This window comes from Piscinibacterium candidicorallinum, assembly GCF_047549485.1.
GTDB classification, from domain to species: Bacteria; Pseudomonadota; Gammaproteobacteria; order Burkholderiales; family Burkholderiaceae_C; genus Piscinibacterium; species Piscinibacterium candidicorallinum.
On the sequence record NZ_CP180191.1, the window covers coordinates 2,937,284 to 2,950,347 of the forward strand.

A 13,064-nucleotide genomic window follows, 5' to 3' on the forward strand; every position below is an offset into this window, starting at 1 on the left:
AAATCCGAATGAAACGGTCAGACAGTGGGCCTCAGCCTTTGACGCCACCGGCCGTCAAGCCGGACACGATCCAGCGCTGAGCAAGCAAAAACACGATGGTGATGGGAAGGCCGGAAAGGACCGCGGCTGCGGCAAAGTCGCCCCAGAGGTAGCGCTGCTCCTGCAGGAAGTACTTCGAACCGACCGCCAGCGTGAGGTTCTGCTCCTCGCGCAGCAGGATTGAGGCGACCGGATACTCGACGATGGTGCCAATGAAGGCGAGGATGAACACCACCACGAGAATAGGTACCGCCATGGGAAGCAGCACGTATCGAAACGCCTGCCAGTGCGTCGCACCGTCCACCTTGGCGTTTTCCTCGATCTCGGCAGGTATGGTTTCGAAGTAGCCACGGATCGTCCAGATGTGCATCGCGAGGCCACCCACGTAAGCCAGCACCACGGCACCGTGGGTCTCGATGCCCAGCCAGGGCACGTAGGTCCCGATGAATTCGAAGATCGCATAGATGGCCACCAGCGCAAGCACGGCAGGGAACATCTGCAGCAACAGCATGGTGTTCAGGATGGACTCCTTGAACCGGAACTTGAGTCGGGCAAACGCATATGCCGCAGTGGTGGAGAACGCCACGATGAGCAGGGATGCGATGGTGGCAATCTTCACGGAGTTCCATAACCATTGCAGCACCGGGAACGGCGGCTGCATTACCGTGCCGTCCGCCAGCACGTGCGGGATGCCCAAGGCGAGCTTCCAGTGTTCAAAGCTGATCTCGCTGGGGATGAGCGATCCCGTGGCGAAGTTCCCTGGGCGCAGCGAGATGGAGATCACCGCCAGGAGCGGAAACAGGATCAGTGCAATGAAGCAGCAAAGAAATACGTGGGCAGCAAGCACCCGCCAGCGCTGCGCCTTGCCAGTGACGACGGCCATGTGCGGCTCCTACCTGCTCTGCGCGTTGACCTTGGCCAAGCGCAGGTTGACGATCGACATCACTGCGATCATGAAGAAGATGACCGTAGACACCGCTGCGGCAAGACCGAAGTTCTGCCCGGTATCTTGGAACGCAAGACGGTATGTGTACGACACCAGGATGTCTGTCTGGCCGGCCGGTACCTTCGTATTGAGAAAGTCGGGGCGTCCATCCGTGAGTAGCGCGATCACCACGAAGTTGTTGAAGTTGAAGGCAAACACGGTGATCAGAAGCGGGGTCAACGGCTTGATGATCAGAGGCGCCGTGATCTTGAAGAAGTTGGTCAGCGGACCTGCACCTGCCAGCGCCGAGGCCTCATACAAGTCAGACGGAATAGCCTTCATCAGTCCGCTGCACAGGATCATGATGTAGGGATAGCCAAGCCAGGTGTTCACGATCAGGATCATGATCTTCGCCAGCGTGGGATCTGCAAACCACGCAGGACGAACACCGAACAGGCTGTGCAGGATCGTGTTGATCTCGCCGAAGTTCTGGTTGAACAAGCCCTTGAACACCAGAATCGAGATGAAGGCCGGGACTGCGTAAGGCAGAAAGACCAGCGTTCGGTAGACCGTGCGGAAGCGCAGCGCCTCCCAGTTCAACAGCACCGCCAGCGGCAAGCCGACAGCCACCGTGAAAGCCACGGTGAGCGCCGAGAATGCCACTGTCCACATGAAGATCGACAGGAAGGGACCGCGAAAATCCGGGTCATTGACCATGCGGGCGTAGTTATCCAGCCCGACGGCCACGGTGAACCCGGGCGACAGTCGCTCACCGCTATCCGACTCAAAAAAGCCGGTTTCGCGGTTGGGGGTGTAGCGCACTCCGGACTCTGCGGAAATCAGCGCGCCGTCATCGCCTGCTTTCCAGAGCGACTTCACAACAGCGAACTCTCGCAAGCCGGCATAGCTCAGGATGGTGCCATCTGGCAGTTTAAGCTGAAGCCGCATCAGCCAGTCGCGCCGGCTGATTACATCGCGGATGTCGAGTGCAGGCGCGAGTTCCTCCGTGCTATGGATCGGCTGGACCTGGACCGGCCCTGCACCGGTCCCATTGAGATCGGGCGTAACGAGGATCTGGTCGCTGGAACGTGAGCGCAGTAGTACGCGCGCGGCGCCTCCTTGCACATGAACCGTCGCGTCCATGATCGACTGCTCCACCGGCCATGTCTGGTCAAGCAGGTACGCCCTTGCACGCTGCTCGCTCAGCAGATGCGCAGAGGAATAATTCGTGAAGCCGATGCTCGCCGTGTAAAGCAAGGGAAACGCCACAAAGACCACCATGGCAGCGACACCCGGGTAGAGGTAGCGATAGGCAAAGTTGACGCTAGACAAATAGACATGGAAGCCCGCGCCAAAGAGTACGAGGACACCCAACGCCCAGATGGGCTGGCCGGCAGCGTAGATGCTGAATACCATCCACAGAACGCCCAGCGCGAGCACCAGCGCAAAGATCCATTTGGTCAGCACGACGACGGTCCGCACTGCAGGCACCTGGGCACCATAGGCGTCTGAGAGTGATCGCGCGGCCGTATTCATCTCGCCCCCAGGCGGGCCGCGGCCGAATTCAGCGCGTCTCGCGGCGCCTGCAGCCCATTCGTTATGGCTTCCAGCGCCGCATCCATCGCCGCCCAGAAGCGACTCATTTCAGGAATGTTCGGTATGGGGGTTCCATTGCGGGCGCTTTCCATCGTGGCGCGGATATTCGGATTGGCCGACAACTCCGCATAGAACTGCTTGTTGGCCGGCACACCGAGGGGCACGTCTGCATCGATGATTCGAAGACTCTCGGGAAGGAGCAGGTGATGCTCGATGAACTCGCGGGCAATATCCTTCACACGACTGGGTGCAGCGATCATGCAGCCCAGCACGCCGACGAAGGGCTTGGCGGGCTGGCCATCCACGGCCGGAATCGGAGCCACCCCAAAGTCGATCTTGCTTCTGCGCGCGTTTTCCCAAGCCCAAGGGCCCGAAATCATCATCGCGATCTTTCCCTGATTGAAGCCCGCCTCCATGTTGGCGTAACGGGCGCCCCGCGGCATCTGGCCGTTCCTGATGAGCCCTTCAAGCACTTCCGCACCGCGGATGGCGCCCGGCGTGTTCACACCGATCTTGCGCGTATCGAAGTTGCCCTGAGCATCACGGCCGAATACGTACCCACCAGCCGCGGCGAGTACACCCCACGTGAAGAAGGACTTGTTGTAGTCCCACAAAATGGCTGAAGTACCCCTGGCACGCAGTTCACGATCCATTCGCATGACCTCGTCCCAGGAGGCCGGCGGCTTGGGCACCAGCGACTTGTTGTAGATCAGGCCCACGGTCTCGATCGCCAGCGGGTAGCCCCAGGTCTTGCCCTGGAAGGTAAATGCCTGCCAGGCCAGATCCTCGATCTCACTACGCACCTTGGCCGATGGACGCACCGGCACGATGAGGCCACCCTTGGCCCATTCGCCAATGCGGTCATGAGGCCAGCAGAACACGTCCGGGCCCTTGCCCGCCGCCACAGCCTGCTGGAACTTGTCGGTGGCACTCTCCGGATGCTGGACCACCACCTTGACACCGGTCTTGGCGGCAAAGCTGTCGCCTACCTTCTGGAGTCCGTTGTAACCCTTGTCGCCATTGATCCAGACCATCAGCTCCGGCGCGGCTTGCGCGCCAGCACCCGTGACGACGGAGGCCAGCACCGCCGCGGTAAGGGCATGTCGCAGAGCGGTCCAGCGTGCACAGCTCACGGTGTGCCTCCCAGGTCCGATGCCGTCCGGCGGAACGCCTCGCCCGATGCATCGAACATGTAGCAGGCATTAGTAGGTACGCCCAGAGCGACTTGTTGCCCCTGAACCAAACGGGTGCGTCCGTCCAGCGTGCAACTCAGGTCTTCACTCCCGCCTGCAGCGCAGTACATCTGCGTCGAGCTGCCGAGCGACTCGACAAAGCGGACCTGCGCTTTCAGGGGATTCTCCGCACCGTTGACCTGAAAGTGCTCCGGCCGGATGCCTAGGGTGACGCGATCTCCAGTCTGCGCTCGGCTGGCATCCACGGCTGCCCACACCGTTTCGCCACTAGGCACGCGAACCACGGCATGGTCGGGACGTCCCTCTACCAGTTCCGCGTCCAGAAAATTCATCTGCGGCGACCCGATGAAGCCCGCAACGAAGCGGTTTACCGGGTGCTCATACAGCTCCATGGGCGTGCCGACCTGCTCAAGACGCCCCGCTGAAAGCACCACGATCCGGTCGGCCAGGGTCATGGCCTCGACCTGATCATGCGTCACGTAGATCATTGTCGTCTTGAGCTCCTGGTGGAGCTTGGCGAACTCGAAGCGCATCTTTACACGCAGGGCTGCATCAAGATTTGAGAGCGGCTCGTCAAATAGAAAGACCGCTGGCTTGCGCACAATCGCGCGGCCGATGGCGACGCGCTGGCGCTGTCCACCGGAGAGGTCCTTCGGCTTTCGATCGAGCAAATGGTCGATGTTCAGCGTCTTGGCTGCCTGACGGACTGCACGTTCGATCTCTGGCTTGGGCACGTTGGCGAGCTTCAGGCCAAAAGCCATGTTCTCGAACAAGTTCATGTGCGGATACAGCGCGTACGACTGGAACACCATCGCAATGCCGCGCTGCGCAGGCGGAACGTCGTTCACGAGTTCGCCGCCAATGTGCAACTCGCCCCCAGAAATGTCTTCCAGGCCAGCAATCATCCTCAGCAGAGTGGACTTGCCGCACCCTGAAGGCCCGACGAACACGACGAACTCGCCGTCCTTGATGTGCAGGTTGATGTCCTGCAGCACCTTCACGTCCCCGTACTGCTTGCGTACGTTGGACAGGCGCACCTCTCCCATCGGGATGTCTCCTGCGAATCGCGAGCCGTGGTCGACCCGTCTTGTATCTAGGTATCGGCGCCTCTACCGCATCGCCGGCGTAGACGCCAACAGAGCAGAGGCCGATAGACTATAGCCAGCTTCTAGGATTGCTACAAGCCTCTATGTAGGCCGGATTTGTGGTCTCCATAGCAGCGCCACTCTCTCGTTTGCCACCTTTCTAAGAATAAGTAGCTAAACTACACATCCGAAGTGAAGCAGTGTGCCCAACCCAAGGGCGCGCATACGAGCCTGATCGTCGCGCCCCACACTCTCTCCAGGAGATCCCGTGAGCCCCACCAAGACGCGCAGCACCCCCCAGCCGCGAAGCACGAACGAAGTGGCGCCCGCCACTGTTGTCGCACTGCGCAGCGCAATGAGCAACAAGGATGTGCCGACGCAGCAATTCAACTCGCTTGAAAGCTGGATGCGAGCATGCGCGGATGCCTGCCGCCCGGAGCTAGCGCAGCGCTGGCATGAGACCCAGGCGCAGGACGCACGTAGCGGGCAACGGCGGGTTCACTATCTGTCCATGGAGTTCCTCATGGGCCGCGCCTTGCGCAACGCGCTGGATGCACTGAACCTCAGCGGCGACTTTGATGCCGCTGCGCGAAAGGCTGGACACGAAGGCTCCGCAGTGCTCGACCGGGAGGCCGATGCTGCGCTGGGTAACGGAGGCCTGGGTCGGCTCGCCGCCTGCTTTCTGGATTCCATGGCCACGCTCGGACTGCCCTCATTTGGCTACGGCCTGCGCTATGAGTACGGCATGTTCCAGCAGCGTATTCAGGACGGCGCCCAGATCGAGCAGCCAGATGACTGGCTGCGCGCCGGCAGTCCCTGGGAGTTTGCCCGCCCCGAAATCCGCTATACGGTCGGCTTCGGCGGGCGGGTTGAAGCCGATGGCCCCGGCTCGATGGCGCGACGCTGGGTCCCGGCCGAAACGGTTCGTGCCACTGCGCACGACATGGTGATCCCCGGGCATGGCACCCGGCGCGTCTCAACGCTGCGGCTGTGGAAAGCCAGCAGCACGATGCCGCTCGACTACGCCAGCTTCTCCCGCGGCGAACACGCCGGTGCGGCCCAGCAGCGTCTGCAAGCCGAGCGGCTGAACTGGGTGCTGTATCCGGACGACAGCACACAAGCCGGGCGTGATCTGCGCCTGCGTCAGGAGTTCCTCCTGGTCAGCGCGTCCCTTCAGGACATGATTGCGCGCCATCTCGCGGAACACCGCACGCTGGATCGACTGGGCGATCACATCGCCGTGCATCTCAATGACACGCACCCAGCGCTGTCAGCAGCTGAACTGATGCGCTTGCTGCTCGATGAGCATGGCCTGAGCTGGGACGAAGCCTACGCACACGCGCACAAGGCGCTCTCCTACACCAACCACACGCTCATGCCAGAGGCCCTAGAAACCTGGCCCGTCCGCATGCTTGAAGAGCTCCTGCCACGTCACCTCGAGATCATCTACGAGATCAATGCGCGCTTTCTTGCCGAAGTCGCAGCAAAGTTCCCGGGCGATGCGGAACTGCTGCGACGCGTCTCGCTGATCGATGAGCAGGGCGAGCGCCGCGCTCGAATGGCCAACCTGTCGATCGTCATGTCGCACTACGTCAATGGCGTATCGGCCCTGCACAGCGACCTCATGGTAGAGACGATCTTTGCCGACTTCGCGCGGATCTGGCCTGAGCGCTTCGGCAACGTGACCAACGGCGTCACCCCTCGGCGCTGGCTGGCTCAGTGCAATCCCGCGCTGGGTGCGGTGCTCGACAAGCAGCTCGGCGATCAATGGCCGACTCGGCTGGACGATCTTGGTGGACTCGTGGGCAAGGGCAACAAGGTCAGTCCCACCCTCATCAAGGCAGTGCAGGCTGCTAAGCGGAGCAACAAGGAGCGCCTCGCCGAGCTGATCCGCCGGGAGCTCGGCATCAGCGTATCGCCGGACAGTCTCTTTGACGTCCAGGTGAAGCGCATCCACGAATACAAGCGGCAACTGCTCAACGTGCTGCATGTGATCTCGCGGTATCAGGCAATCGTCGCCAATCCCCAGGCGGAATGGGTGCCGCGTACCGTGATCTTCGCGGGCAAGGCCGCGAGCGCGTATGTGGCCGCGAAGAGCATCATCCGCCTGATTCACGACGTGGCCCGAGTGGTCAACAGCGACCCGCGGGTGGGCGACAAGCTCAAGCTCGTGTTCCTGCCCAACTACAGCGTGTCCCTCGCCGAGGTCATCATGCCTGCCGCCGATCTGTCAGAGCAGATCTCCACCGCGGGTACAGAGGCGTCAGGCACCGGCAACATGAAGTTCGCACTCAACGGAGCGCTGACCATCGGCACCTGGGACGGTGCGAACATCGAAATGGCCGAAAACGTCGGCCGAGAACACTTCTTCATCTTCGGCCTGCTCGCCGACGAAGTACAGCGCATGAAGAATCTCGGCTACGACCCGCGCCTGTACTACGAGGAAAACGCCAGACTTCGCGCGGTCATTGATGCCATCGGCAGCGGCCAATTCAGCCCGGGTGAGACAGATCGCTACCGGGCACTCGTTGAGAGCCTGATGAACCGCGACCAATACATGCTCTTTGCGGACTTTGCGGCCTACTGCGATGCGCAAGCACGGGTCGACGAACTGTTCCGTCAGCCCGCACTGTGGGGCGAAACAGCGGTTCGCAACATCGCCGGGATGGGATTCTTCTCGAGCGACCGGACGATCCGGGAGTACGCCGAGCGCATCTGGCGCGCACCGTTGAACCGCGCTTGATCAGGTCGAAGGCATGTCACTAAGTGCACATGAGGTCGAGAAACTCGCCGCGGGTGCACACGAGAACTCGTTCGGCGTACTCGGGATGCATGCGGACGACCGCGGTCGCCTCTGGGTGCGCTCGCTTGTTCCGGGTGCAGCCGAGGTATCCGTGTGTGACGCCGGGTCGGGCGCTGATCTCGTCGGCATGGAGATCCGGGATCCGCGCGGTGTCTTCGAAGCGTTGATTCCGCGCCGCCGACGTGCGTTCGACTATCGACTCCGGGTGCGCTGGGCCGCCAGCGGAATCGAGACGCTTGTTGCTGACCCGTACTCGTTCGGCTCGCTCATTTCCGCTGACGACCTGCATTACCTCGGTGAGGGCTCTCATCTGCGGCCGTACACGGTGCTCGGAGCACACCCCGTTCGGGTCGGCCATGTCGACGGTGTGCGCTTCGCCGTATGGGCGCCCAACGCGCGAACGGTCGCGGTCGTTGGCGACTTCAATGGCTGGAACCCGATGGCGCATCCGATGCGCCTGCACTTCGGGATTGGGGTCTGGGAGATCTTCATCCCCGAGGTCCCCTTGGGAGCAGCCTACAAGTTTGAACTGCGCAGTCAGGACGGTGCGCGTCTGCCGCAAAAGGCTGACCCCTACGCGCTGCGCACGGAAATGCGACCCGCCACGGCAAGCCGGGTCGCACACTTGCCGACGCCTCGGTCACTTGGAGCAAGCCGGCGCAAAGCCAATCAGCGCTCGGCGCCGATCAGCATCTACGAGGTACATCTGCAGTCTTGGCGCAGACCGGGCGTGGGTACTTTCTCCGACTGGGACACGCTCGCCGAGCAGCTACCTGACTACGTAAGCAAGCTCGGGTTCACGCACATCGAGGTGCTGCCCATATCTGAGCATCCGTTCGATGGGTCATGGGGCTATCAGACCTTCTCGCAGTTTGCGCCCTCGGCGCGCTTTGGCGATCCGGATGGACTGAGGCGCTTCGTGCTCGCCTGCCACGATGCCGGACTGGGCGTCATCATCGACTGGGTACCCGCGCACTTTCCGATGGACGCGCACGGCCTCACCCAGTTTGATGGCACGGCGCTCTACGAGTATGCCGACCCACGCGAAGGCTTTCATCGCGACTGGAGCACCGCGATCTACAACTTCGGCCGGACCGAGGTGCGCAACCTTCTCGCAGGCAGCGCCCTGTTCTGGCTGGAGCGCTACGGCGTCGACGGCCTGCGTGTAGACGCAGTCGCGTCCATGCTCTATCGGGACTACAGCAGGCCGGACGGAGAGTGGATACCCAACGTCCATGGTGGCCGAGAGAACCTCGAGGCCATCAGCCTGCTCCGGTCGGTCAACAGCATCATCGGCGAGCACGCTCCGGGCGCAGTGACCATCGCCGAAGAGTCCACCGCCTTCCCTGGGGTTTCACGTCCCGTGTACGACGGCGGTCTGGGCTTTCACTACAAGTGGAACATGGGCTGGATGCACGACAGCCTCGCCTACATGCGCGAGGACCCGGTGCACCGCAGGTGGCACCATGACAAGATGACTTTTGGGCTGGTCTACGCCTTCTCCGAGAACTTCGTTCTACCCCTGTCGCACGACGAAGTTGTCCACGGAAAGGGTTCCCTGCTCAACAAGATGCCGGGGGATCGCTGGCAGAAGTTCGCAAACCTCCGTGCGTACTACGCGTTCATGTGGGCTCACCCGGGTAAGAAACTGCTGTTCATGGGCGGCGAGTTCGCTCAGGAGTGCGAGTGGAATCACGACGGCCAGCTCGACTGGCACCTGCTCGACCAAGCCGAGCACCGTGGTGTGCAGACGCTGATCCGGGACCTGAACGGCGCCTACAGAAAGCACGCCGCCCTGCATATGCATGACTGCGAAGCCCAGGGATTCGAGTGGCTCGTCGCAAATGATGCGGAGCAATCGGTTTTTGCCTTCATGCGAAAGAGCGGGAATGAGCAGGTCATCGTCGTATGCAACTTCACGCCTGTGCCAAGGCACGATTACCGTGTCGGCGTGCCATTCAATGGTGCCGGTGCGTGGCGCGAGATCCTGAATACGGACAGCCAGGTCTACGGCGGCTCCGAGGTTGGCAACCTGGGCGCTGCCAAGCCCGTCCAAGCCATTGAGGCGAATGGCCGCAGCCACTCCATCGCCCTGACCCTGCCCCCACTGGCGACGCTGTACCTCGTTGCGGCCTGAGCAGCAGGTCGATCAGGTCATCGCCCAACATGCATGGGCGGAGTACTCTTGAGGCCCTGCCCAAGAAAGACTCCTCCCATGAAACACACAGACGAAGAATTGGGCGTCCCGGTCTCATTCAAGATCCGCGAACGCCTCAAAGCGGCCGGCAAGCGCTTCCATGCCAATGACAACATCTCGGCCTATCTGGATGCCGGGGATGACGCGCGTCTAATTGAGGAAGTCGCGCACAAGATGCAGACCGTGCTAGAGAGTCTGGTCATCGACACTGAGAGTGACCACAACACGCAGGAAACCGCGCGTCGTGTTGCCAAGATGTTTCTCACCGAGGTCTTCCGCGGCCGCTACGTCGCGCAGCCTTCAGTGACCGAGTTTCCGAACGTCGAGCATCTGAACGAGCTCATGATCGTCGGCCCGATCATGGTGCGAAGCGCCTGCTCGCATCATCTCTGCCCCATCATCGGCAAGGTCTGGGTTGGGGTCATGCCCAACGAGCATTCCAACCTGATCGGTCTGTCCAAGTACGCGCGCCTGATCGACTGGGTCATGAGCCGCCCGCAGATCCAGGAGGAAGCCGTCAGTCAGGTGGCCGACCTGCTGATGGAGAAGCTTCAGCCTGACGGTCTGGCCGTCGTGATGGAGGCAGACCACTTCTGCATGGTCTGGCGCGGCGTCAAGGACACTGACTCCAAGATGATCAACAGCGTCATGCGCGGCTCCTTCCTCAAGGATCCGAATCTGCGGCGCGAGTTCCTGTCGCTGCTGTCCAATCGCAAGCCCTGACTTCGCGCAGCGTCACACATCACACCGTTCATCCAGGGAACCACCATGCTCGTCAGAATGCTTTACGTGAGTCGCGCCACCGGGCCGATCAGCCGTGCGTCGGTCGATTCCATCCTCGCCCAGTCGCGTGCGCACAATCCGGATCTCGGTGTCACCGGCATCCTGTGCTGGGGCGGCGACATCTTCATGCAGGTTCTCGAGGGCGGGCGCGGCCCGGTGAACCAGCTCTACAACCAGATCGTTCGCGATGAGCGCCACAAGGATGTCGTGATGCTTCACTACGAAGAGATCACCGAGCGCCGCTTTGCCGGCTGGACGATGGGTCAGGTGCATCTGGAAAAGCTCAACCCCTCCATCCTGCTCAAGTACAGCGAGAAGCCGGTGCTTGATCCCTACGCCGTGTCGGGCAAGGTGTCTGTGGCACTGCTTGAGGAACTGATCCAGACGGCAGCCATCATCGGCCGGGCCGAATCGACACGGGTTGCCTTGGCGAGCAACCAATAGATACCGGGCTCAGCGCGGGCGCGTGGGCGGTACTCGCCAGCGCGAGATGAGATCCATCCAGTGGACGACGCCCGCAGCCAACAAGAACCCCGCAATCCACCACCACGCGGATTGTGCGAGCACGCTGCGCAGGCTGAGCATCAGCAGTACGCCCGAGACGATGTTGGGCAGCCACTCGTGCGGCGGCGGCCCGAGGCCGCGCAAGCGGTGAAGCGCATAGAGAACCACGGCTTCGAGCAGCGTCATCAGCGCAATCGCGTCAATCAGGTGCGGACTGCGCAGCAGCACCTCCATCAACGCACCCCGAACGGTGCGTTGAGCCGAACAACCGCAAGATTCAAAGCGGCTGCAAAGCTGACCCACGCGAGATAAGGCGCCAGCATCCACACTGCAAGTGTGCTATGCCGCCGAACGAGAATGCCTAGAAGCACGATGGACAGCCAGAGCAGCATGACCTCGGCAAAGGCCCAGTCCGGCCGTTGTGCAGTGAAGAACAGCACGCTCCAAAGCACGTTCAGCACAGCATTGAGGGCGAACGCGCCAAGAAGCCAGTTGCGTTCACGCGGCTCGCGGCAAGCTTCCCAGGCGAGCACTGCGGATGTCGCCGTGCAGCCGTAGATCAGCATCCACGCGGGGCCGAACAGCCAGTCAGGCGGTTTCCATGGCGGCTGCTTCAGGCCCAGGTACCACGCGCCAATGTCCGTGGCCAGGCCACCCGCAAGCGCGACCACAAGGACCGCTGCGGCAGCCAGTGCGATCACGCGCCACGGCAGCCGCGGCTTGCCGGTCTGGGTGGGACTCACACGCGGGCCAACCCGAGCAGGTGCGCCATGTCCTTGAAGAAGATTCGGACATGGGCCATGGGTTTGGCCCGCACAAGCTCCTTGTTCATGTAGGCGTCAAAGGTCAGTTGCTGGACATCGCGGTCCTTGCAGATGCTGACGAAGCGCTCGCGGCGCTTGTCGCTCGAGTACCAGAAGTGCTGCATGATGCCCAGCACCCAGAACACCCGGCCATGGGCTTTCATGAAGCGCTTGCGCGCGAGACGCAGCGCGCGGGCATCGCCACTTTGCAGGAACTCCGCCACCGCCTCGCCTGCCATGCGCCCGCAGGCCATTGCGTAGTAGATGCCCTCACCCGAGGCTGGGGCCACGACACCCGCGGCATCACCGCAGATCACCACGTCCTTGCCGTTTTCCCAGCGCGGCAGCGGCTTGAGCGGAATCGGCGCACCTTCGCGACGCAGGGTCTTGGCAGCAGCCAATCCTGCTGCCCGTCGAAGATCGGCGACCCCCCCTCGCAGGGAGAAGCCCTTGTCCGCACTGCCGGTACCCACACTCATGCTCGGCCCGTGGGGGAACACCCAGCCATAGAAATCCGGCGACAGGGCGCCTCGGTAGTAGACATCGCAGCGAGATGGATCCACCGCCTCGGGCGCTGAATGCGGCGTTTCAATGATCTCGTGGTACGCGAAAACAAATTTGCCCTTGTCGGCCCCAGGAATCTCCTGCCTTGCGACGGCGGAGCGTGCGCCATCGGCGCCGATCACGCAGCGCGCACGCACGGTTTGAAGTTCACCAGCCCTGTGCGATTCACGCGGTGCATAGCGCACGAGTGCTGCGCCATCGGTATCGCGATCGATCCGCTCGAACACGCCGCGCTCACGCTCGGCACCGGCTGCGACTGCGCGCTCACGCAGCCACTCGTCGAACACATCTCGATCGACCATGCCGACGAATCCGCCTTCAATCGGTATGTCCACCCGGACATCCGATGGCGAGATCATGCGTGCACATCGCGCCTTGGCCACCAGCAGATGATCCGGGATCTCGAAGTCCTTGATCAGACGCGGCGGAATTGCGCCCCCGCAAGGCTTGATCCGGCCGTCCCGGTCCAGCAGCAGCACACGCTTTCCCAGTGCGGCCAAGTCGCGCGCTGCAGTCGCACCCGCCGGCCCACCACCAACGACCACCACATCAAAGCTTCGGATTGCGCTCAT

At 62.1% G+C, this 13,064-nt stretch carries 11 protein-coding genes; 4 read left to right on the forward strand and 7 right to left on the reverse strand.

The features are described 5' to 3' along the window. Nucleotides 1-31 precede the first annotated feature (31 nt). The 4 genes from malG to ACMDW7_RS13335 all read right to left on the reverse strand — a co-directional run bounded on the left by malG (nucleotide 32) and on the right by ACMDW7_RS13335 (nucleotide 4,799). The gene (gene malG / locus ACMDW7_RS13320; RefSeq protein WP_377303594.1) at nucleotides 32-922 is read right to left on the reverse strand and encodes a maltose ABC transporter permease MalG; all 891 of its coding nucleotides are present in this window, start codon (nucleotides 920-922) and stop codon (nucleotides 32-34) included. 9 nt (nucleotides 923-931) lie between these two features. Further along, on the reverse strand, nucleotides 932-2,380 hold the full coding sequence (gene malF, locus ACMDW7_RS13325) for a maltose ABC transporter permease MalF (protein ID WP_377304271.1): 1,449 nt from the start codon (nucleotides 2,378-2,380) through the stop codon (nucleotides 932-934). A gap of 116 nt (nucleotides 2,381-2,496) precedes the next feature. Beyond that, nucleotides 2,497-3,693: a maltose/maltodextrin ABC transporter substrate-binding protein MalE gene (gene malE / locus ACMDW7_RS13330; protein WP_377303592.1), complete on the reverse strand. Its 1,197-nt coding sequence runs from the start codon at nucleotides 3,691-3,693 to the stop codon at nucleotides 2,497-2,499. Further along, nucleotides 3,690-4,799, reverse strand: coding sequence for an ABC transporter ATP-binding protein (locus tag ACMDW7_RS13335; protein ID WP_377303590.1), 1,110 nt, complete (start codon nucleotides 4,797-4,799; stop codon nucleotides 3,690-3,692). Before ACMDW7_RS13335 ends, malE begins: the two co-directional genes overlap by 4 nt. A 394-nt stretch (nucleotides 4,800-5,193) precedes the next feature. On the opposite strand from ACMDW7_RS13335, the gene ACMDW7_RS13340 reads away from it, so the two are divergent. The 4 genes from ACMDW7_RS13340 (at nucleotide 5,194) to ACMDW7_RS13355 (ending at nucleotide 11,065) form a co-directional block, all read left to right on the forward strand. Beyond that, nucleotides 5,194-7,581 carry a glycogen/starch/alpha-glucan phosphorylase gene (locus ACMDW7_RS13340; RefSeq protein ID WP_377304270.1) on the forward strand — a complete coding sequence of 796 codons (2,388 nt, stop codon included), beginning with the start codon at nucleotides 5,194-5,196 and terminating at the stop codon, nucleotides 7,579-7,581. A gap of 13 nt (nucleotides 7,582-7,594) precedes the next feature. After that, the gene (glgB, locus tag ACMDW7_RS13345; RefSeq protein WP_377303588.1) at nucleotides 7,595-9,778 is read left to right on the forward strand and encodes a 1,4-alpha-glucan branching protein GlgB; all 2,184 of its coding nucleotides are present in this window, start codon (nucleotides 7,595-7,597) and stop codon (nucleotides 9,776-9,778) included. A gap of 78 nt (nucleotides 9,779-9,856) precedes the next feature. Further along, entirely contained in the window at nucleotides 9,857-10,561 is a 705-nt protein-coding gene (gene folE, locus ACMDW7_RS13350; RefSeq protein WP_054124806.1) for a GTP cyclohydrolase I, read from the forward strand. Nucleotides 10,562-10,606: 45 nt separating this feature from the next. Next, nucleotides 10,607-11,065, forward strand: coding sequence for a BLUF domain-containing protein (locus ACMDW7_RS13355; protein ID WP_377303586.1), 459 nt, complete (start codon nucleotides 10,607-10,609; stop codon nucleotides 11,063-11,065). Nucleotides 11,066-11,074: 9 nt separating this feature from the next. Here ACMDW7_RS13355 and ACMDW7_RS13360 read toward each other — a convergent pair whose 3' ends face one another. From ACMDW7_RS13360 to ACMDW7_RS13370, 3 genes are read right to left on the reverse strand one after another with little or no spacing between them, the layout of a single operon-like run. Continuing rightward, nucleotides 11,075-11,359 (reverse strand): hypothetical protein, encoded by a 285-nt coding sequence (locus ACMDW7_RS13360; protein WP_377303584.1) that lies wholly within the window; start codon nucleotides 11,357-11,359, stop codon nucleotides 11,075-11,077. Next, nucleotides 11,359-11,868 (reverse strand): TspO/MBR family protein, encoded by a 510-nt coding sequence (locus ACMDW7_RS13365; protein ID WP_377303582.1) that lies wholly within the window; start codon nucleotides 11,866-11,868, stop codon nucleotides 11,359-11,361. The genes ACMDW7_RS13360 and ACMDW7_RS13365 overlap by 1 nt, the downstream gene beginning before the upstream one ends. Further along, complete coding sequence (locus ACMDW7_RS13370) at nucleotides 11,865-13,064, reverse strand: geranylgeranyl diphosphate reductase (protein ID WP_377303580.1); 1,200 nt, start codon at nucleotides 13,062-13,064, stop codon at nucleotides 11,865-11,867. Before ACMDW7_RS13370 ends, ACMDW7_RS13365 begins: the two co-directional genes overlap by 4 nt.